This is a genomic window from Sphingobium chungangianum (assembly GCF_977014255.1).
The window spans coordinates 49,246-67,236 of sequence record NZ_CDRNIV010000006.1 but is presented as its reverse complement, the minus strand read 5'-3'; the positions used below and the strand labels follow the sequence as shown (position 1 = coordinate 67,236).

At 66.4% G+C, this 17,991-nt stretch carries 18 protein-coding genes and 2 pseudogenes; 4 read left to right on the top strand and 16 right to left on the bottom strand.

Annotated features, from left to right (window positions below; all coding sequences use genetic code 11):
- Positions 1-78 precede the first annotated feature (78 nt).
- Positions 79-573 (top strand): winged helix-turn-helix transcriptional regulator, encoded by a 495-nt coding sequence (locus ACWNC0_RS07195; protein WP_449470610.1) that lies wholly within the window; start codon positions 79-81, stop codon positions 571-573.
- Positions 574-621: 48 nt separating this feature from the next.
- Here ACWNC0_RS07195 and ACWNC0_RS07190 read toward each other — a convergent pair whose 3' ends face one another.
- The 13 genes and pseudogenes from ACWNC0_RS07190 to ACWNC0_RS07130 form a co-directional block, all read right to left on the bottom strand.
- On the bottom strand, positions 622-810 hold the full coding sequence (locus tag ACWNC0_RS07190; RefSeq protein ID WP_449470609.1) for a helix-turn-helix domain-containing protein: 189 nt from the start codon (positions 808-810) through the stop codon (positions 622-624).
- The gene (locus ACWNC0_RS07185; protein WP_323809720.1) at positions 807-1,037 is read right to left on the bottom strand and encodes a DUF2274 domain-containing protein; all 231 of its coding nucleotides are present in this window, start codon (positions 1,035-1,037) and stop codon (positions 807-809) included. The genes ACWNC0_RS07190 and ACWNC0_RS07185 overlap by 4 nt, the downstream gene beginning before the upstream one ends.
- Before the next feature lie 2 nt (positions 1,038-1,039).
- Positions 1,040-2,236, bottom strand: coding sequence for a TrbI/VirB10 family protein (locus tag ACWNC0_RS07180; RefSeq protein WP_449470608.1), 1,197 nt, complete (start codon positions 2,234-2,236; stop codon positions 1,040-1,042).
- A complete protein-coding gene (gene trbG / locus ACWNC0_RS07175; protein ID WP_323809718.1) occupies positions 2,233-3,066 on the bottom strand; it encodes a P-type conjugative transfer protein TrbG in 834 nt (277 codons plus the stop codon). The genes ACWNC0_RS07180 and trbG overlap by 4 nt, the downstream gene beginning before the upstream one ends.
- Positions 3,063-3,879: pseudogene (gene trbF / locus ACWNC0_RS07170) on the bottom strand (conjugal transfer protein TrbF). Before trbF ends, trbG begins: the two are co-directional and overlap by 4 nt.
- 3 nt (positions 3,880-3,882) lie before the next feature.
- Positions 3,883-5,190: a P-type conjugative transfer protein TrbL gene (trbL, locus tag ACWNC0_RS07165; RefSeq protein WP_449470607.1), complete on the bottom strand. Its 1,308-nt coding sequence runs from the start codon at positions 5,188-5,190 to the stop codon at positions 3,883-3,885.
- Positions 5,191-5,322: 132 nt separating this feature from the next.
- Positions 5,323-6,069: a P-type conjugative transfer protein TrbJ gene (gene trbJ / locus ACWNC0_RS07160; protein ID WP_449470605.1), complete on the bottom strand. Its 747-nt coding sequence runs from the start codon at positions 6,067-6,069 to the stop codon at positions 5,323-5,325.
- Positions 6,069-8,513: a conjugal transfer protein TrbE gene (gene trbE, locus ACWNC0_RS07155; protein ID WP_449470603.1), complete on the bottom strand. Its 2,445-nt coding sequence runs from the start codon at positions 8,511-8,513 to the stop codon at positions 6,069-6,071. The genes trbJ and trbE overlap by 1 nt, the downstream gene beginning before the upstream one ends.
- On the bottom strand, positions 8,507-8,794 hold the full coding sequence (locus ACWNC0_RS07150; RefSeq protein WP_449470602.1) for a VirB3 family type IV secretion system protein: 288 nt from the start codon (positions 8,792-8,794) through the stop codon (positions 8,507-8,509). The genes trbE and ACWNC0_RS07150 overlap by 7 nt, the downstream gene beginning before the upstream one ends.
- Entirely contained in the window at positions 8,791-9,102 is a 312-nt protein-coding gene (locus ACWNC0_RS07145; protein ID WP_067535036.1) for a TrbC/VirB2 family protein, read from the bottom strand. The genes ACWNC0_RS07150 and ACWNC0_RS07145 overlap by 4 nt, the downstream gene beginning before the upstream one ends.
- A gap of 20 nt (positions 9,103-9,122) precedes the next feature.
- Positions 9,123-10,079, bottom strand: a complete 957-nt coding sequence (trbB, locus tag ACWNC0_RS07140; RefSeq protein WP_449474559.1) for a P-type conjugative transfer ATPase TrbB — start codon at positions 10,077-10,079, stop codon at positions 9,123-9,125.
- Between the two features lie 47 nt (positions 10,080-10,126).
- Complete coding sequence (locus ACWNC0_RS07135; RefSeq protein WP_449470601.1) at positions 10,127-10,522, bottom strand: CopG family transcriptional regulator; 396 nt, start codon at positions 10,520-10,522, stop codon at positions 10,127-10,129.
- A gap of 2 nt (positions 10,523-10,524) precedes the next feature.
- On the bottom strand, positions 10,525-12,573 hold the full coding sequence (locus ACWNC0_RS07130) for a conjugal transfer protein TraG (RefSeq protein WP_449470599.1): 2,049 nt from the start codon (positions 12,571-12,573) through the stop codon (positions 10,525-10,527).
- Between the two features lie 255 nt (positions 12,574-12,828).
- Between ACWNC0_RS07130 and ACWNC0_RS07125 the strand changes: the two genes are divergently transcribed.
- Positions 12,829-13,578: a sulfite exporter TauE/SafE family protein gene (locus ACWNC0_RS07125; protein WP_449470598.1), complete on the top strand. Its 750-nt coding sequence runs from the start codon at positions 12,829-12,831 to the stop codon at positions 13,576-13,578.
- Here the strand turns inward: ACWNC0_RS07125 and ACWNC0_RS07120 are convergent.
- Entirely contained in the window at positions 13,569-14,342 is a 774-nt protein-coding gene (locus ACWNC0_RS07120) for a class I SAM-dependent methyltransferase (RefSeq protein WP_449470596.1), read from the bottom strand. The two genes, ACWNC0_RS07125 and ACWNC0_RS07120, sit on opposite strands and share 10 nt — an antisense overlap.
- Before the next feature lie 126 nt (positions 14,343-14,468).
- On the opposite strand from ACWNC0_RS07120, the gene ACWNC0_RS07115 reads away from it, so the two are divergent.
- Positions 14,469-15,359 (top strand): LysR family transcriptional regulator, encoded by an 891-nt coding sequence (locus tag ACWNC0_RS07115; RefSeq protein WP_449470595.1) that lies wholly within the window; start codon positions 14,469-14,471, stop codon positions 15,357-15,359.
- 124 nt (positions 15,360-15,483) lie between these two features.
- A complete protein-coding gene (locus tag ACWNC0_RS07110; protein WP_449470594.1) occupies positions 15,484-16,842 on the top strand; it encodes an aminotransferase-like domain-containing protein in 1,359 nt (452 codons plus the stop codon).
- A gap of 26 nt (positions 16,843-16,868) precedes the next feature.
- On the opposite strand, the pseudogene ACWNC0_RS07105 reads toward ACWNC0_RS07110, so the two are convergent.
- A pseudogene (locus ACWNC0_RS07105) lies at positions 16,869-17,307 on the bottom strand (nucleoside deaminase).
- A 131-nt stretch (positions 17,308-17,438) separates the two neighbouring features.
- Positions 17,439-17,657: a hypothetical protein gene (locus tag ACWNC0_RS07100; RefSeq protein ID WP_449470592.1), complete on the bottom strand. Its 219-nt coding sequence runs from the start codon at positions 17,655-17,657 to the stop codon at positions 17,439-17,441.
- Between the last annotated feature and the right edge of the window lie 334 nt (positions 17,658-17,991).

Sequence of the window (17,991 nt, the reverse complement as noted above, 5' to 3'; positions counted from 1 at the left end):
ACATCGATACTGAGTCCATATTTGATACCTAGGCATAGAGGCTGGATTTGTTTTTGCAACCCAGATATTGTGGGCCGCATGGCCACACCTCCGTTTCGCCGACAGTCCCCGATCCACATCAGCCATTGCACGCTGGCGGCGAGCTTCGATTTCCTGGGGGATCGCTGGTCGTTGCTGATCCTGCGCAGCGCCCTGTTCGGGGTGAGGCGATATGACGATTTTCATACCGAGATTGGAATTCCGCGGACCGTGTTGGCCGACCGGCTCAAGCGCCTCGTCGCTTCGGGGCTGATGACCCAGCAGGACTACAAGGCGGACGGCAGCCGGCCCCGGAAGGAATACTGCCTCACCGAGATGGGCGAGGCGCTACGCCTGCCGTTCCTGGCCATGCGCGAGTGGTCCGATCACTGGGTTGGCCAGGGCCGCACACCGCCCATGAGACTGGTGCGCCAGTCCGACGGTTCGGAAATCCATGTCGCCTTTGTCGATGACAAGGGCCGTATCGTCCCCCCGGATGACCTGGCCGCCCGCTTCGAGGACTGGGCCCCGCATCCGGTAGACAGTGCGGAATAGCGAGCGATTGCCGTCACCCCGTGCTTGATGCGGCAACTGGGCCGTCGGCTAGGTCTGGGTCAGGTTCCTGAGGCTCCGGAACTGGATCAGCGTCGCCCGGCCGACCTTGATGGTCTCGAGGTCCCCGGACTGGATCAACTCGTAGATCCGCGAGCGACTGAGGCCCGTGATGCGCACGGCGGTGGCGACCCGGACCGTCAGTGGCTGCAATGCCTGCTCCGTCTTATGGTCAATCATGCCCGCCCCCGCTGTGCTGCCTCGCGAGCCCGGACAAAGGCCCGGTCGCTCTCGAGGAAGGCTGTCAGCATCGCCGGAATCAGTTCAGCGATGGGCTCTTCGCAGCCATAGGCCGCCGCATAGATGGCGGCATATTCACGCAAGGCGCCTTGCAGGTCGGGCGTGATCGTGATCGCAAGCTTGACCGGCGTGCGGTCCGGCAGCTTGGCAAGCTTCAGTTCGGCCATGGCTATCCTCCAATATTGCCGCGCCAGGGCGCGAGGATGAGGTCCCGGCTCACCAGCAGCCGTACTGGTGCGCCGGGGCGGATCGTGATGGTCGGCTGGACGTCGAGGTTTCGGGACGTCAACTGGTCGCCAGCGCGCGATACGTTCTGCTGCGTGGACTCGCGGATCGCCTGGACGAGGTCGCTCTCGCCCTTGATGGACAGTTCCGAACCCACCCCAAGCAAGGTCGCCATGGCGACGCCCTTGAGCAGTGCCCAGCTATGGAAATCGACCTTGTCCGCGAGACCCGCATAGCCCGACGGATCGGTCGCAGGCATGTTGTCGAGGCGCAGCGAGCTACCGTCGGGCAGGATGATCCTTTGCCAGATTACCAGCGCGCGGCGCTGCCCGAAGGCGACGACGCTGTCATACTTGCCGACCAGCCGGGCCCCTTGCGGCACCAGCAGGAAACGACCGGTTGCGCTATCGAACACGTTCTGTGTGACCTGGGCAGTGACCAGGCCTGGCAGGTCCGAATTGATACCCGTGATGAGGCTGGCCGCGATGACGCTTCCCGCGGACAGCATGTAGGGAGAGGCCGGGGCCATCAGCGCGTGCGGATTGGCATCGCCCCCCGGGTCCGCCCGCTCGGCGAATGCTGTCTTGCGATCCTGCGGGGCCGCCGCTGCTGCCGGGACGAGCGGTTGGCCCTCCGAGTTGGCTTCGGTTGCCGATGGCGCGGAATCGCCGGGCCTCGTCTGGACCATGAGCCCCGACTGACGCGCAGCCTTGAACTCCGCGAGGCGCGCCATCCTCTCTGCCTCGGCAGTGTCGGCGCCTGTCCGGGCGGCCGCAGCGCCGTCCACCGGCGCGAGCTGTTGCTGCTGCGCGCGCAGGATCGGTCGGCCAAGGTCGCCTGGCAATGGCGGCCCCAGCCTTGGGGCATCGCCATAGCTTGACGGCAAGGCCGCAAGTGCGTCGCTCGAGGTCTTGCCCAACGGCTGCGCCAGCTCGCTTTCCTGGGCTTGCCGGTGGAAGATCCGGGGTTTCAGCGCCATCCAGGCAATGCCCATCAGGCTGGCCGAGCCCAGTGCGGCAATGCCGATGATCGCACCCCGCCGAAACCGGATGGCCCGTGCGGGACTCGCACGCAGGACCAGCGTCTCGGGATCGACCTTGGCGGCGGGCGTAGCCGGCTGCCCGGCGTTTTCGGCCGTCATGCGCCCCTCCGATGCTTCGCCCGGCCCCCGCGAGTGATACGGACGACCTGCTGCTTCTTGAGACCGAGCCGCAGCTCGGCCACATCGAACAGGCGGTCGATGATGTAGTAGCGCTCGCGCACCCGATAGTTGGCGAGTTCGGCCTTTCCGTCGGCCCCAAGCACGAACAATGGCGGCGCCTCGCCCTGCGACAGGCCCGAGGGAAACTCGATATATGTCTTCTGTCCGTCGTCGAATGCGCGCAGCGGCCGCCATGCAGGCCGGTCCCCTGACAAGGCATAGTCGAAGCGCAACTGGTCCACATCGAGGCCCGCTGCGACCGGCGTCGCGGACCGGGCAACTTCCGCCTGCCGCTTGAGCGCAAGCAGTTCGTCCTGGGGATAGGTCCAGCTTATCGCCGCCATTGGCGTTCGTGCCGTGCTGGCGAGGCGCAGGTGGTACGTCCGCCGGTCGGTGGTAATGACGAGGTTGGTGATGAGCCCAGCGTTGAACGGCTTTACGAGGATGTGCGTTCGCCGGGTATCGCCGTTCCCGCTGGTCGTATCGCCGATAACCCAGCGCGCCGTGTCACCGCTCGCCACGGCCACGAGGGCTTCGCCCGGCTGCAATGCGATGTCGGTCACTGCTCCTGGCGCGGTGTAGGCTTGGAAGATCATTCCCTCGGAAAAGGCATAGACCTGCGCTGCGTTGATGAACCCCTGCGCCGCGGGTTGCTCGGTCGCGTTGCGATTGGCGACGGCCACTCGGCGCACGGGCGATGCACCTTCGTGGGCCTGGGCCGGGACGCAGGCAAGCGCGACAATGGGGAAAAGCATGGAGCGGATGATCATGGCTGGACCTCCTTGGCGTTCTGGGTGGCAGGCGCCGCTAGGCCGGGATCGAGCGGCGAGCCGAGTGGCAGGTTCGAGGTTGGCGTGGCCATTGGAACTGGCCTCGAGGGTGATGGGGATTGCGGCTCGCCATCGAGCTCGCGGCTCCAGTCGATCGCGTCGACGTAGATGCCGAGCGGATTGCGACGGAGCGTGTCGGCATCGACGGGGGGCTTGGTCACGATGGTGAGGATGGCCGTCCAACGGCTGCTCCCGGCCCGTGCACCGCGCTCGAACACGGTCTCGGTCCACTTGACCTGGAACGATGTGTCGGAAGCCCGCACGACGCTCGTGACCTGGACCGATACCGTTCGCTCGCCAATACGTGCGAACGGATCATTGCTGCGGGCGTAGTCGCCCAGGAACTGGGCCCCGCGCCGTGTCGCAAAATCGTAGGCCTCGAGCCAACCGCGCTTCATCAGGACAGGGTCAAGCGACGCCGAGCGTACGTTCGTGATGAAGCGGCCAAGATGCCAGGCGATCTGCGGATCGGTTGGCTGGTAGCCGGCCGCCGCCTCGCTGACGGCGCGGGCTTCGCCCAGTCGATCGACTTCGACCACATAGGGTACCACCCGGCTCTGCAGGGACTGCCAGACAAGTCCGCCCGACAGGCTTGCGGCGAGGCCGAGGCTCACGAAGGCCGCGAGGCGCCAGTTGCGTGCCTGCACCCGGGCCGAGCCGATCCGGTCATCCCAGACCTGGCCCTGCACGCTGGTATGGCGTCTCCGGAATTGGGGTGCGTCCATAGCGCTGGACGCTGCGCTTGAAGATCATGGCCTAGTCGTTCCTTTCCTTGATGTCGGGAGTGGCGGCTCCGCCGCCTCGGTCGCCCTGTTGAAGGGCATGAAGGGCCAGCTGCCGGCGATGCCGCGAGGACTGCTCGGCCCGCATGGCGCGCGCCCAGGCGGGCGCCGCCTCGTTGTCGCCTCCTGCCTGGGCCTGTGCAGGGTTCGTTTTCGTGTCGTGGAGCGCATTCCAGGCGGCCTGGCGTCCGTTCGACGCAGCTTCGCCGAGGCCCAGTGCATCCGATGCCTTGGCCCGAACTGCATTGCCTGCGGCTCTCCCTACCCCCGCAAGGCCAGCGCTAACCGAGGAGTTGCCCGCCGCCTTCTGGCCAAGGCCATAGGTCGTGCTTGCTGCCGAACCCATGGCCGTGCCGGAACGGACCGCTCCCAGCGCTGCCCCGCCGAGCGCGCGCGCACCGCCCACGGCCGCGCCGCCTGCCACCATGGTGATGCCCGCCGCCCCAGCCGCCGTGCCGAAGGCTGCACCAGCGCCAAGCTGGGGAGCGCCCGAGACAAGGCCGCTTGCGATCGAGGGGCCGAAGATTCCGAGGCCGAACAGGGACAGGCTCGCCAGCACAAGGCTCATGGCCTGACCAATGTCTGGCTCCTGGCCCTGGAGGGCAGCCGTGAACTCGGCGAAGAAATTGGATCCGATGCCGACAATCACCGCGAGCACCATCACCTTGATGCCCGAGGAGACCACGTTGCCGAGAACGCGCTCGGCGAGGAAGCTGGTTCGATTCCAAAGGGCGAACGGCACGAGAATGAAGCCAGCAAGGCTCGTCAGCTTGAACTCGATGATCGTGACGAACATCTGCACCGCGAGGATGAAGAAGGCGATGATCACCAGGGCCCACGCGAACAGCAGCACCATGATCGTCAGGAAATTGTCGAAGAAGGTTGTGAAACCGACCATCTCGCTCGCCTGGCTGAGCAGCGGCCAGGCTGCCTCGAACCCGGTCCCTGCGAGCCGACCTGGCTTGAGCAGGTCATCGGCGCCAAGCGTGCCGCCGCCAGCGGTGAGCCCCGCCTGCGCGAAAGACCGGAAGATGATGTCGGCGAGCGTAGAGAAGCTGTTCAGGATGAATGCGAACGCGCCGATGTAGAGAATCTTTCGGACGAAGCGGCCGATGACATTGTCCTCGCCGCCCATCGCCCAGAACAGGCCGGCAAGCGTTATGTCGATGCCGATAAGCACGGACGTCAGGAAGCCCACGTCCGAGCCGAGCAGTCCGAACCCGCTGTCGATATAGGTAATGAACGACTGCATGAAGCGGTCGATGACGTTGAGGTCGTTCACGGGCGTGATCTTCCTGAATGGGGGTGGATGCCGCGGGGCGTGACTGGGGGCAGGCCACGCCCCGCGGGCGACGGCAGGCGCGGGAGGCTCGCCTTGCCGCCAGGACCGGATCGGCTTTCTGCCGCGTGGGGGCTACTGCGGTGTGTAGGCCGACCCGGAACCGAGGAACTTCTTCGTTGCGGCGCGCGCCTCGGCCCCTTGCGTCGCCCGGCGGGCCTGTTCCTGGGCCTCGGCCCGGAACTGGGCGGCCATCATCTGCTGGATCTGGAACTGCTGCTTTGCCGTCAGGGCGAGCAACTGGTTAGTCGCCTGCTGCGCCTGCAGTGAGCCCTCGGCGCCCTGGCTCCGCGAGACGATGTCGGCGAGCGCCTGGGTGTCGTCCCGCACGTTCTCGACGACCTGCGCCTGGACCGTCATCGTCTGGCGAAAGGCATCCATGCTGGCCTCGAGCCGGCCGCGGGCGCCCTGCACGCGCTGGTCGGTTCGAAGGGCTGTCGCAAAGTCCTGCGGAAACAGCGATCGGAACCGGTCGTCGAGCTGGTCGACCCGAAAATCGATACCCTGGGCCTGGCCCATGAGGCGATCGATCTGGGCGAGCTTCTGCTGAAGGGCGTCGAGCTGGGGAAAATCGATCCGGGAGAGGTTCTTGCCCATGTTGACAAGCATCTGCGCCTCGTTCTGGAGTTGCCTGATCTGCTGGTTGACCTGCTGGAGAGTGCGCGCAGCGGTCAGGATGTTCTGGGCGTAGTTACTCGGGTCGAAGACCGAGATCTGCGCCTGGGCGGGCGCAGCGGGCAGGCCGAGTATCGCGCCCGTCACGCAGACGGAGGCCAGTGCAAGGCTGCATGCGACGGCATGGGCGGGGGCAGGAATTCGCATCAGGATTCTCCTTCTTCGGGGGACAAGGATTCGGGTGCCTGGGCCAGGAGGTCAGCCCCCCAGTCGAGGCCAGCGGTGCGCAGGAAGCGGGCCGCGAAGTTGTCAGTGCCGCCCGCCTCGAGCAGCGCGTCGATGCGAGCCTGGGTCGCGGGATCGGAGGCAGCGCAGAACGCGAGCGCGACAGGGCCGAGACCCAGTTCGAACAGGCGGTTCCCACGGGTAGACTGGAGGTAGTACTGGCGCTTGGGCGTCGCCCTTGCGACCAGCTCGACCTGTCGGTCATTGAGCCCGAATTGCTCGTAGATGCTCCGGGATTGCGGTTCGATCGCCCGATCGTTCGGGAGCAGGATGCGTTGCGGGCAGCTTTCGATGATGGCGGGTGCGATCGACGACCCCGCGATGTCGGCAAGGCTCTGCGTGGCGAAGACCACCGAGACGTTCTTCTTGCGGAGGACCTTGAGCCATTCCCGGATCCGGGCTGCGAACAGCGGATGGTCGAGGAATATCCAGGCCTCGTCGAGGATAAGCAGCGTCGGGCGGCCGCCGAACCGCTCCTCCAGGCGGTGGAAGAGATAGGACAGCACCGGGGCGACCACGCCGGCCTGGCCCATCAAGGCCTCCGTCTCGAAGCATTGCATGTCGGCAAGCTCGAGGCCCTGCTCGGCGGCATCGAGCAGACGCCCATAGGGGCCGTCCAACGTGTAGGGTTGCAAGGCCGTGCGCAGGGCATTGGATTGGAGCAGCAGCGCGAGGCCGGTCATCGTCCGCTGCTCAGCCGGTGCGGTGGCGAGACTGCCCAGCGCCGACCACAGCATGTCCTTTACGTCCGGGGTGACCGCGACCTTCTCATGCTCGAGCAGGGCCGCGATCCATTCCGCTGCCCAACTGCGCTCGAGGGGCCGGTCGATTCCGGCCAACGGCTGGAAAGCGAGCGCCTTGCCCTCGTCGCTGCCCAGGGCATGGTACATGCCGCCGCAGGCAAGAACGGCGGCACGCGCGGAAAAGCCCTTGTCGAAGATATAGACCTGCGCGCCCTCGTAGCGCCGGAACTGAAGCGCAAGGGTGGCGAGGAGCACGGACTTGCCAGCTCCGGTGGGGCCAACGACCAGCATATGGCCGACATCCCCGACGTGCGTTGACAGGCGGAAGGGCGTCGAGCCCGCCGTGCTGGCGAGGAGCAGGGGCGGCCCGTCGAGATGATCGTTCCGGCGAGGGCCAGCCCAGGTGCTCGAAAGCGGCATGAGGTGCGCAAGGTTGAGCGTATGGACAAGCGGTTGCCGGACGTTGGCGTAGGACTGGCCGGGAAGCGAGGAGAGCCACGCCTCGACGGCATTCACGCCTTCACGAATGGTCGTGAAGCCAAGGCCATTGACGATGCGCTCGACGGCGCGGAGCTTCTCCTCGACTGCGCCCCGGTCCCGGTCGCTTACCGTGATCGTCGTGGTCAGGTAGCCGAATGCGACATGGTCCTGCCCGAGCACCTGCAGGGCTTCGTCGGCATCGACGACCTTGTTGTCCGCATCGCTGTCGAGCAACTGCGTCGGCTGGTTGTAGAGGACCTCGCGCAGCAGGGCGCTGACCGACTTGCGCTTGTTGAACCACTGCCGGCGAATTCCGGTCAGCGTCCTGGTTGCCTCTGCCTTGTCGAGCGCGATGAAGCGCGTGACCCAGCGATAAGGCAGGCCAAGGTGATTGAGCGCGTCAAGGATGCCCGGCCGGCTCATATTCGGGAAGCCGAGCACGCTCAGCGTTCGCATGTGGCTTGCCCCGAGCATCGGCTCGAGCCCACCGGTCAGCGGCGTATCGACCAGCAGCGCGTCGAGATAGACCGGCGTTTCCGGCACGGAGACAGGATGCCGCTTTTCCGAAATGCACCCGTGGAGGAAGGTCAGCGTCTCGCTGTCGTCCAGTGCACGAACTTCGGGCATAAAACTCGACAGGAGGTCTGCCACGCGGTCGGTCTCGGCCGCGAAGCCCGACAGCGCCCCTCGCCAGTCCCTTGCCCCGTCGGCATCTGGCCGGTCGACGAGCCTGCGCCCGGCGCTATCCACGGCATCGGCGGCAGGTAGCCATTGGAGGGTCAGGTGGTAGCGACTCTCGAAATGCACGCCTTCCGCCTCAAACGCAGCGCGGCGCTCGCGATCGACAAGGGCGCTGGCCGGATCAGGGAACCGACTTGCGGGATAGCCGGGGGCGGCCACCCGCTCGGCATCGAAGAACATCGCCCAGCCACTGCCAAGGCGCTTAAGGACATTGTTCGCTCGCGCGCAGGCACCGATCAGCTCGGCTTCGGTGGCGGACTCAAGGTCTGGCCCGCGAAAGGCGAGCGTGCGCTGGAAGCTTCCGTCCTTGTTGAGCACGATGCCTGGCCCGACCAGGGCCGCCCACGGCAAGTGATCGGCCAGCCGGTCGGCGCGCGACCGATATTCGGCAAGGTTCAGCATGCGAGGTAACCTTTCTGCCGCAGGTGCCGGACGAGCACCGGGGCGAAGTCGGGATCACGCCGGGCGGCGAGGACGGCGAGGCTGTGCCCCGCCGCCCAGAGCACCAGGCCGGCCAGCCATTGCTGGAGGCCCAGCCCGACGGCCGCAGCGAGCGTACCGTTGACGATGGCGATGCCGCGCGGTGCGCCGCCGAGCAGGATCGGGCTGCCAAGCGAGCGATGGATTGGCGCTTCGAAGCCCTCGACGTGGCCGCTGGCAGAATGGTGGACGCTGCCGCTCATGCGATGAGGGCCCCGCCGCCGAAGCTGAAGAAGGAGAGGAAGAAGCTCGACGCGGCAAAGGCGATCGACAGCCCGAAGACGATCTGGATCAGGCGGCGGAAGCCACCGGCTGTCTCGCCGAACGCGAGCGTGAGACCGGTGACGATGATGATGATCACCGCGACGATCTTCGCGACGGGGCCCTGCACTGACTCCAGCACCTGCTGCAACGGCTCCTCCCATGGCATGCCGGAACCCGCCGCATGCGCCTGCGCCGAGACCATGAGGGAAGTGGCGAGGGCAGCGACCGCAGCCAGCGCGGACGGCATCGGGAAACGGGTGGGCTTGGTCATGAAGCATCTCCTTCGGGTTGGGGATTGAGAAGATCGGCAAGGTCGTAGGCACCGGTGCGAGGGTCCAACCCGGCGACCCGCACGACCGCGGCCACCCGGCGGCCAGCGCCGCGACCAGCGATGAAGACGATGATGTCGATGGCCTCGGCGATGAGTTGCCGCGGCACGGTCACCACGGCCTCCTGGACGAGCTGCTCGATCCGGGTGAGCGCAGCGCGGGCCGAGTTGGCGTGGACCGTGGCGATGCCGCCAGGGTGCCCGGTGTTCCATGCCTTCAACATGTCGAGCGCCTCTGGGCCGCGCACCTCGCCAACCACGATACGGTCGGGCCTCAGGCGCATCGTCGAGCGCACGAGGTCGGTCATCGAGGCGGCGCCCGCCCTGGTCCGCAGCGCGACCGTGTCAGGCAGGGGGCATTGCAATTCCCGGGTGTCCTCGATGAGGATGACACGGGCATCGACACTGGCCATCTCGGCAAGAAGCGCATTGGCAAGCGTCGTCTTGCCCGAACTGGTGCCGCCGGCGACGAGGATGTTGAGCCGGTCGGCCACCGCCGTGCGCAGCAACCCTGCAGATTCAGCCGGCATGATGCCCTCGGCGACATAGTCCTCGAGCAGGTGGAGCCGCTCGGCAGGCTTGCGAATGGAAAAGCAGGGAGCCTCGGAAACAGGCGGCAGCACGCCTTCGAAGCGTTCGCCCGCACGCCCTTCGGCATGGGGCGGCAACTCCGCCGAGATTACCGGCCTGTCGCCATGGATCTCGGCGCGGGCATGGCTGGCCACGAGGCGGATGATGCGCTCGACTTGCGCGGGCGGGATTCGCACGCCTGTGTCGATACGGCCTTCGCCAAGGCGGTCGATCCGCAGGGCGCCGTCCGGGTTGACCATGATCTCCTGGGTCCGGGGGTCAGCGAGCGCCGAAGCGATCTCCGGCCCCATCGCGGTCCTGAGCATCGCGCGGCGTCGCGCGCTCGAAAGCGTCGCCGGGTCTTGCTGCGCGCTCACTCGCCCGGCTCCGATCCCAGCGTCCGCCGACCGGTCGCGACCTGGCGGCCCACCTGGTTGACGAAGGCCTCGAAGCGCTTGGCACCCAGCGCACGACCAGCCTGGTCATTCTCGGCAAGTGGGGTCTGGATCGCGAGCTCGAAGCGGATGAAAAGGGCCAGCGTCTCGAGGATCACATAGGTATCCCGGTCGACCCGGCTGATAGCCCGGGTCAGACGGTCCAGCCGGATCGAGAAGCGGTCCTCGAGCTCGGACGCGCCGCGGCGATTGAGCCACGCGGTCAAGGCATCGACCAGGATTGCCGACTTGGTCGCGCCGGGCCTCGCGGCCAGCGCCTCAAGCCTGTCGCTAAGGGATCTCGGGAGGAAGAGCTGATGCCGAACCTTCTCCATGGTCAAAAATCCAGCTGGAGGTCGTCGGGACGCGGCGTCCCGGCATCAAGCGCGTAGACGGCTCGCGCCGCTCCGAGCGCCTGGACCCGGTCCATGGCTCGGCGCTCGGCAGCCTGGTCACCATCGTCGTCGGCCAGGCCGAGGGGATCGGCGATCTCTGCGTCTGGTAATGCGACGACCTCGATCTCGTGCGCGGGGTGGCGAGCCTGCTCGTGCCCGCCGGCATCGGCGCCGTCATCAAGGTCGAGGCGGCCGCCGAGCCGTTCGTCAGCGCTGCGGACCTGGCCAGCCCAGTCGTCGGCGCGCTGCGGCGGCAAATCCTGGTACGCGCCAGGAGTCAGCGCGGGTGCAGGCAGCACGCGGGCGGCAAGGCAACTGTCCTCATAGTAGCGCAGCTTGCTGGCGCGCACTGGCGGATGGCCCGAGACCAGCACGAGCTCGTCCTTGTGGCTGAGCTGCATGACCTCGCCAGGCGTCAGCAGTGCGCGGGCGGTCTCCTGGCGGCTGACCATGACGTGGGCGAGCCAGGGCGCGAGCCGGTGACCGGCATAGTTGCGCATGGCCCGCTGTTCGGTGGCAGTGCCAAGGGCATCCGAGATGCGCTTCGCGGTGCGCTCGTCATTGCTGGCGAAAGCAATGCGGACATGACAGTTGTCGAGGATAGCGTTGTGCTCGCCATAAGCTTTCTCGATCTGGTTGAGGCTCTGAGCGATGAGGAATGCGCGCACCCCGTAGCCGGCGAGAAAGGCGAGGCTCGTCTCGAAGAAATCGAGGCGGCCCAGCGCGGGGAATTCGTCGAGCATCATGAGAAGCCGATGACGGTTGCCGCGCATGCTAGCCTGGCCCGCGGCGCCCTCCGCCTGCAGCTCCTCGGTCAGCCGGCGACCGATCTGGTTGAGGATGAGCCGAACCAGCGGTTTGGTGCGGCTGATGTCCGATGGTGGCACGACAAGGTACAATGAGACCGGATTTTTGGCCTCGACGAGGTCGGCGATCCGCCAGTCCGACGCGCTTGTCACGGCAGCGACGGTTGGGTCGCGGTAAAGCCCGAGAAAGGACATGGCGGTCGAGAGGACGCCCGAGCGCTCGTTCTCGCTCTTGTTGAGGAGCTCGCGCGCGGCCGAGGCGACGACCGGGTGCACGCGCGGTGCCGCATCGCTGCCAAGGTGGTTGGTAGCCATCATCCGCCGCAAGGTCGCGGTGAACGGGCGCTGGGGGTCCGAAAGGAAGGTGGCGACCTGGGCGAGCGTCTTCTCCTCCTCCGCATAGAGGACATGAAGGATCGCGCCCACGAGCAGCGAATGGCTCGTCTTTTCCCAGTGGTTGCGCCGCTCGAGCGCGCCTTCGGGATCGACCAAGATATCGGCGATGTTCTGGACGTCGCGAACCTCGTCGATGCCGCGGCGGACCTCCAGCAGCGGGTTGTAGCGGGCCGAGCGGGCATCGGTCGGATTGAACAGGAGGCAGTGGGAGAAGCGCTGGCGCCAGCCGGCGGTCAGTTGCCAGTTCTCGCCCTTGATGTCGTGGATCACGGCCGAACCTGTCCAGCCGAGCAGCGTGGGTACGACGAGGCCCACGCCCTTGCCCGAGCGGGTCGGCGCGAATGCCATGATGTGCTCGGGACCGTCGTGGCGCAGATAGCGCGCGCCGAGCCGGCCGAGGATCACGCCGCGCTCGTCCAGCAGGCCAGCGGCGGCGATATCCCGCAGGCCAGCCCAGCGCGCCGAGCCGTAGGTCGTTACATTGCCCGATTGGCGCGCGCGCCAGACCGACCCGAAGATCGCAGCTCCGCAGCCGACCAGGCCACCTGCCGCCGCTATTGCACCGGCCTCGTCGAAGACGACCGGCGCATAGGCGTCGTACTGGAACCACCAGACGAAGATCGACCAGGGTCGATAGACCGGAATTCCTAGAAAAAGGAGCCAGGGTTCGCCAAGCTGCGGCTGGTATGCGAGGGCCGCCGCCGCCCATTGGGTGGCAGACCAGATGCCCGCGACGATGATCGCGAGCACGACAAGGATCTGTCCTATGAGCAGCTTGGTCGGGGTCATGCAGGCCTCCGCCCGCCGCCGACTCATTCGGTGGCGGGCAGCCCCAAGCATCGGGCCAACCGCCTTCCGGCATCAGTCACCAGCGGGTGCCGCGAAGGACCTTCCTGGTGCCATTGCGGTGATGGCCGCCATGCATGGCGGCGCGGAAGTGATTTTGCCGGAGCGCTCGCTAGGCAGTGCCTTCGCCTGGCCCGAAGCCGCGTCTTCGCAAAATCCAGATTGCGGGCCCCGGCCTCCAGCGCGGACAATCCCGGCATGAACGACATCTTTGTCCTTGCCGCTGCGGGCCTCGTTGCCGGTGCCATGAACGCGATCGCCGGGGGCGGCTCATTCGTAGCCTTGCCAGCCCTCCTGTCCTGCGGCGTCGCGCCGGTGCTCGCCAATGCCTCGAGCAGCGTCGCGCTCTATCCAGGAAGCATGGCAAGCGCCTGGGTCTACCGTCATGACCTTGGCGGGGTGGCCGGGGTTTCGCTTCGGAGCCTGGCACTCACTTCGTTGCTGGGCGGCCTTGCCGGATCGGTGCTGCTACTGGCGACACCGGCCACGCTCTTCGACCTTGTCCTGCCGTGGCTGCTACTCCTTGCCTTGCTTGCGCTCGCCTTCGGCCAGCGGCTCGCGGCTCACTTCCGGGGCGACGTCGAGGCGAGCGGCCCGACGATCCTGGCCGCCCAGGCCCTTCTCGGCATCTATGGAGGCTATTTCGGTGGTGCCGTCGGTCTGATGATGATGGCGTTCTGGAGCGTTGCGACCCGTAGCGACATCAAGCGCCTTCAGGCGCCCCGGACATTCCTCGTGACGGCCGCGAACACTGCGGCCCTGATCGTCTTTGCCGCCATGCGCACGGTCGAGTGGCGCGCGGTGCTGCTGCTTGCCCCTTCGGCCATCGCCGGTGGCTATCTCGGGGCGCGTGTCGCCACCCGTTTGCCCCCGCGATGGATGCGAGCGGTGACGCTGGCCCTGGCCTCGCTGGTCACGCTCGCATTCTTCGCAAGGGCCTATGCCTGAGCACGCCGGGCCTCGAGTTCGAACATGGCAACCTCGATCCGGAAGCTACCGTCCTCGGCAATATCGAGGATTTCGCGCACCGCGGCGGTAGCCCCGGACTGGAGTGCCCTGATCGCCGCGACATTTGCTTCAGGCGTCTTCATCCGCGCCACCCAGGAGGCAAACTCCATGGGCAGCCAATGTTTCGCGGCACCGAGGATATGCAGGCCGGCACGCTCGAGCGCGCCCATCCACTCGTCCATGCGATAGTCGCGGACATGGCTGGTATCGCGCAGCAGTTCGATCGCCTGGAGATGAGTATCGGCGGCAGGCAGGCCGGGCGCGACGACGTCGATGACGACCGCCTTGCCGCCAGCTCGCAGCACCCGGCACACCTCGCGCAGTCCCGCGTCAAGATCGCCCCAATGATGGGCTGTGAGGCGGCAGGCCACGAAGTCGAATGCGTCGTCCGAAAAGGGCAGGCGCTCGGCGGCCGCCAGCTCCACGGTGATGTTCGTGAGCCCGCGTCGTGCCGCCTCGGCAGCGACCGCGGCCAGCATCTCGGCGGAAAGGTCGCAGGCGACGACCTCATGGACATGGGGGGCGATGCGATAGGCGGCATGACCACCACCACAGCCAAGATCAAGCACCCGTGCTGCGGGCATATCGCGCGCGATCGCCTCCAGTCGCTCCAGGTCTGGGCCGGCCGAATGGACCGAGCTTGCGACATAGGCTTGCGCCTGTGGGCCGAACTGCCGTGCGGCGGCCTCGTTCTGCGATGTCATGGGACGGCTCCTTGGGTGTGACTTCGTTCCTGCCGATGGAATAGCGGCGCTCATGGCATTGAAGCGCCTGTTTGAAGGCCACAATGCGGGATATACGGCAACAGGCTTCGGTGATAACGAAGGCTCATGCGTTTTGACCTGGTCGATCTCAAATTGTTCGCCGCCGTTGTGGAGGCAGGGAGCATTTCTCGCGGGGCAGACGCAGTCCACCTCGCGCTAGCCTCGGCCAGCGCCCGGATCAGCGGCATGGAGGATGTCCTTGGCGTCCCGCTGCTCGAGCGCGGCCGGCGCGGCGTCACCGCGACGCCAGCTGGCCGAACGCTGCTCCAGCACGCAAGGACGGTAACGGCGCAGGTCGAACGCATGCGCGGGGACCTCAGGGCCTTTGCCTCCGGGCTCAAGGGCCGGATCCGGATGCTCTCGAACACCGCAGGCCTTGTCGCACCGCTCCCTGACGCCATCCGCGTCTTTCTGACGGCCAATCCCGATGTTGACATCGAGATCGAGGAACGCACCAGTTCCGACATCGTGACGGCTGTGGCCGAAGGGCGCGCCGAATTCGGGCTCGTCGCCGACTCTGTCGATCTTGGTCAACTGGAGACCGCCGAGGTGGCTGATGACACCTTGGTGGTGCTTGCCCCGAGGTCACATCCCTTGGGGGCACGCCATTCCGTTGCTTTCCCCGACCTGCTCGACGAACCATTCGTGGGCCTGAGCGCCGGAGCGCTCCACAGCCATCTTGCCGACCAGGCGGCCAAGCTCGGGCGGCGGATCAACTACCGCGTGCGCCTGCGCAGCTTCGAGACGGTGGCCCGCCTCGTGGAAGCCGGGATCGGCATAGGCATCCTCCCGCTGCGCGCTGCCGAGCGCCTGGGCTCGGACGCTCTCTGTCTCGTGCCCCTCTCTGATCGCTGGGCCCACCGCCGCCTGTTGCTCTGCGCCAGGCGCTTCGGGAACCTCAGCGGCCATGCCCTGGCGCTCGTCGACGAGATCAAGCGCCAGGGAAGCGAGCGCTGACGCACCCTCGACGGGTCCCTTCGCGAGGAAGGCATTCCGCCGACCCGGGGGACCATTTTCTGCTGGGCTATGCTGCTGATCCCTGCGATATAGTACAATTCACAAGATTGTATTGCGAGTAGCCTTGGATACCGCCCCAGACGAAAAGATCGAATTGCCCGAAATGGACGGTCCGCTGCATGAGCGACTGGCCGTTGCAGTCGAGCGCCTCATTGGCGAGCGCCGCTACCAGCCTGGTGACAGGCTGCCCACGCACCGCGTCCTCGCACGGCAGGCTGGCGTTGCCATCGGCACGGTCACCAAGGCTCTCGACCTGCTCGGTTCGCGTGGCATCCTGCGCGGGGAAGTCGGGCGCGGTACATTCGTCAACGACATTCGCATCCCGCCTGTCGAGGGCGGCACCGTCGATCTTTCCATCAATGGCCCGCCGCAGGTCATTCCCGAGGACATGTTCAAGGCCGCCGCCGACCGGGCAATGCGCGCTTCCCTCGCCCTGCCGCACGGCGGTTATGCCGATCAACGCGGAACGCCCGCCCAGCGCCGCATCCTCGTCGACTGGCTCGCGCGCACGCGGCTGCGCCTCTCTGAAGACGACGTGATCGTTACCATCGGCGTCCAGCATGGCGTCCACCTGGCCTTCCAGGACCGGCTTGGCGCCTCGCCGCTGATCGCGACCGAAGGGGCTACTTATCCCGGCGCAATCGCCGCCGCACGATCCCTGGGCATGCAGATGGTCCCTGTCCGGCATGATGGCGAAGGGATGGAACCCGATGACCTCGACCGGATCCTCGAAGCTACCAAGGCCAGGACTGTCTACCTGACGCCTGTCAGCCACAATCCGATCGGCTTCGAGACCGGCGAGGAGCGTCGCCGCGATCTCCTCGCCGTCATCGAGAAGCACGATGCCTGGATCGTCGAGGACGACATCTACTCTGTCTACTCGACCCGAAAGGCACCGACCTTCAAGGACCTGGCGCCCGAGCGGACCTATTATCTCAACAGCCTGTCAAAGTGCCTGACGCCTCTCTTGCGCGTCGGCGTGATCGCGCCGCCACCAGGCAGGCGTTCCGCGATCATGCGCGCCTTGCGGGCGCAGGTCTGGGGAGCACCACCCTACGGAGTCGAGATGGCCTGCGGGCTGATCGAATTGGGTGCGGACACGATCGTTGCTTCCGTCCTGCGCAAGGAAGCCAAGGCGCGGATTGCAATGGCCCAGCGCGTCCTGGGCCTTGAAGCTGTCCCCATGCCTGAGGGCGCCCCACATCTCTGGCTGCCGATGCCTGCCATCCGAGCAGAAAAGCTTGCGCGCCGCGCGAGCGAGCAGGGGGTTCGCCTCACCCCGCCCGATGCATCCTTCGTTGGCGGCGAATGCGCCGGTGGGGTCAGGCTGTCGATCATGGCGACGACCAGCCGTGATGACCTCGAACGCGCGCTTCGCGTGGTCGCCGCGCTTCGCGACGAACCCGAGGAAATGATCGTCTAGCGGTGCCATCGGGCAGGCTTCCTGCTTCAGCCTGCCACGCTCCCCAGTCGCGTTTGCACTGCCATATGTCCATTCGCGGCCCAAAGGTCGAACGTCCGCTGGCCTTCGCGAGGCAGGACCTGCGACATCGGAACCTGGCGCAAGGCGATCGGCCTTTGCAGTTCGGCATAGAGCAAGGCGTCATCGAATCCGGCCCGGGCCGCTGCCTCGCGATCCGTCGAATAGTAGATCGCCGAGATCCGCGACCAATGGATTGCCGACAGGCACATCGGACAGGGCTCCGAACTCGAATAGATTACGCAATCCTCGAGAAACGGGCTGGAGAGGCTCCGGCAGGCCTTCCTGATCGCCACGATCTCGGCATGGGCGGTGGGGTCATGATTGGACACAGTTAAGTCCCTCCGCGACGATCCTGCCGCCGCGGACGATCACCGCGCCGAATGGTGGGCCTGACCCAGTCGCCATGGCCTGTTGCGACAGGCTTATGGCCCTTCGCATGAATTCCTTATCCGAGGGATGTGTTGGCATGGGCGTGCTCCCTGTCAGTCAAGAAGTGCGAGAATTCAGGTCGCGCGTATTGCGCGGGCAGGTAGACGTCACGACTGCTGCTCCCATGGCGCCAGAACCGCGAACGAGCCGACAAGCTTCAGGAGATAGGTCGGTGCCAGCCATGCGAGGCCAGGGACGATCCCGATCGAGGTGATGAGCGCAATGGCTCCGGCACTCCATGCCAGCGCGAGGCTCGCGCGGTAGGAAGTCGGAACAAGACCGGCCGCCGCGACACCCGCTGCCCCGGCGCCGTGGAGCAGGAACATCGCTGTCCAGTTCCTGGTCCGGAACGACCAGCGCGAGAAGGAGCGGATGGATGTGAAGGACCGCATTGTGCAAGGGACGCAAGGGATCGCCTTGCGGGCGAACGGAGCGCAACGTCGGAGGCATGCACGCCGAAGCTATGCCGCCGCCGAGGTCGAAGGCGACGAATAGCACCAGCACCCATTGCCAGCCTGCCCAATGAACATTTGCAACGCGCGCACATGCGATCGCGGCTGCCACCATGCCAAGTCCCACGACCAACGTGGCCTGCCGGTCGTGCGCTGTAGCCTCGCCTTGCCGCGAGCGGCCATTACCTCGTTGATTTTGGCCCACCGG

What these genes read in the sequence shown, in the direction of transcription:
- ACWNC0_RS07130 (WP_449470599.1), bottom strand. Translation starts at nt 12,573, where the DNA reads ATGACCCCGACCAAGCTGCTCATAGGACAGATCCTTGTCGTGCTCGCG.
- trbJ (WP_449470605.1), bottom strand. Translation starts at nt 6,069, where the DNA reads ATGCGAATTCCTGCCCCCGCCCATGCCGTCGCATGCAGCCTTGCACTG.
- ACWNC0_RS07100 (WP_449470592.1), bottom strand. Translation starts at nt 17,657, where the DNA reads ATGTTCCTGCTCCACGGCGCCGGGGCAGCGGGTGTCGCGGCGGCCGGT.
- ACWNC0_RS07145 (WP_067535036.1), bottom strand. Translation starts at nt 9,102, where the DNA reads ATGCCGTCCGCGCTGGCTGCGGTCGCTGCCCTCGCCACTTCCCTCATG.
- ACWNC0_RS07135 (WP_449470601.1), bottom strand. Translation starts at nt 10,522, where the DNA reads ATGGAGAAGGTTCGGCATCAGCTCTTCCTCCCGAGATCCCTTAGCGAC.
- trbB (WP_449474559.1), bottom strand. Translation starts at nt 10,079, where the DNA reads ATGCTCAGGACCGCGATGGGGCCGGAGATCGCTTCGGCGCTCGCTGAC.
- ACWNC0_RS07180 (WP_449470608.1), bottom strand. Translation starts at nt 2,236, where the DNA reads ATGACGGCCGAAAACGCCGGGCAGCCGGCTACGCCCGCCGCCAAGGTC.
- ACWNC0_RS07190 (WP_449470609.1), bottom strand. Translation starts at nt 810, where the DNA reads ATGATTGACCATAAGACGGAGCAGGCATTGCAGCCACTGACGGTCCGG.
- ACWNC0_RS07120 (WP_449470596.1), bottom strand. Translation starts at nt 14,342, where the DNA reads ATGACATCGCAGAACGAGGCCGCCGCACGGCAGTTCGGCCCACAGGCG.
- trbE (WP_449470603.1), bottom strand. Translation starts at nt 8,513, where the DNA reads ATGCTGAACCTTGCCGAATATCGGTCGCGCGCCGACCGGCTGGCCGAT.
- ACWNC0_RS07195 (WP_449470610.1), top strand. Translation starts at nt 79, where the DNA reads ATGGCCACACCTCCGTTTCGCCGACAGTCCCCGATCCACATCAGCCAT.
- ACWNC0_RS07150 (WP_449470602.1), bottom strand. Translation starts at nt 8,794, where the DNA reads ATGAGCGGCAGCGTCCACCATTCTGCCAGCGGCCACGTCGAGGGCTTC.
- ACWNC0_RS07115 (WP_449470595.1), top strand. Translation starts at nt 14,469, where the DNA reads ATGCGTTTTGACCTGGTCGATCTCAAATTGTTCGCCGCCGTTGTGGAG.
- trbG (WP_323809718.1), bottom strand. Translation starts at nt 3,066, where the DNA reads ATGATCATCCGCTCCATGCTTTTCCCCATTGTCGCGCTTGCCTGCGTC.
- ACWNC0_RS07185 (WP_323809720.1), bottom strand. Translation starts at nt 1,037, where the DNA reads ATGGCCGAACTGAAGCTTGCCAAGCTGCCGGACCGCACGCCGGTCAAG.
- ACWNC0_RS07125 (WP_449470598.1), top strand. Translation starts at nt 12,829, where the DNA reads ATGAACGACATCTTTGTCCTTGCCGCTGCGGGCCTCGTTGCCGGTGCC.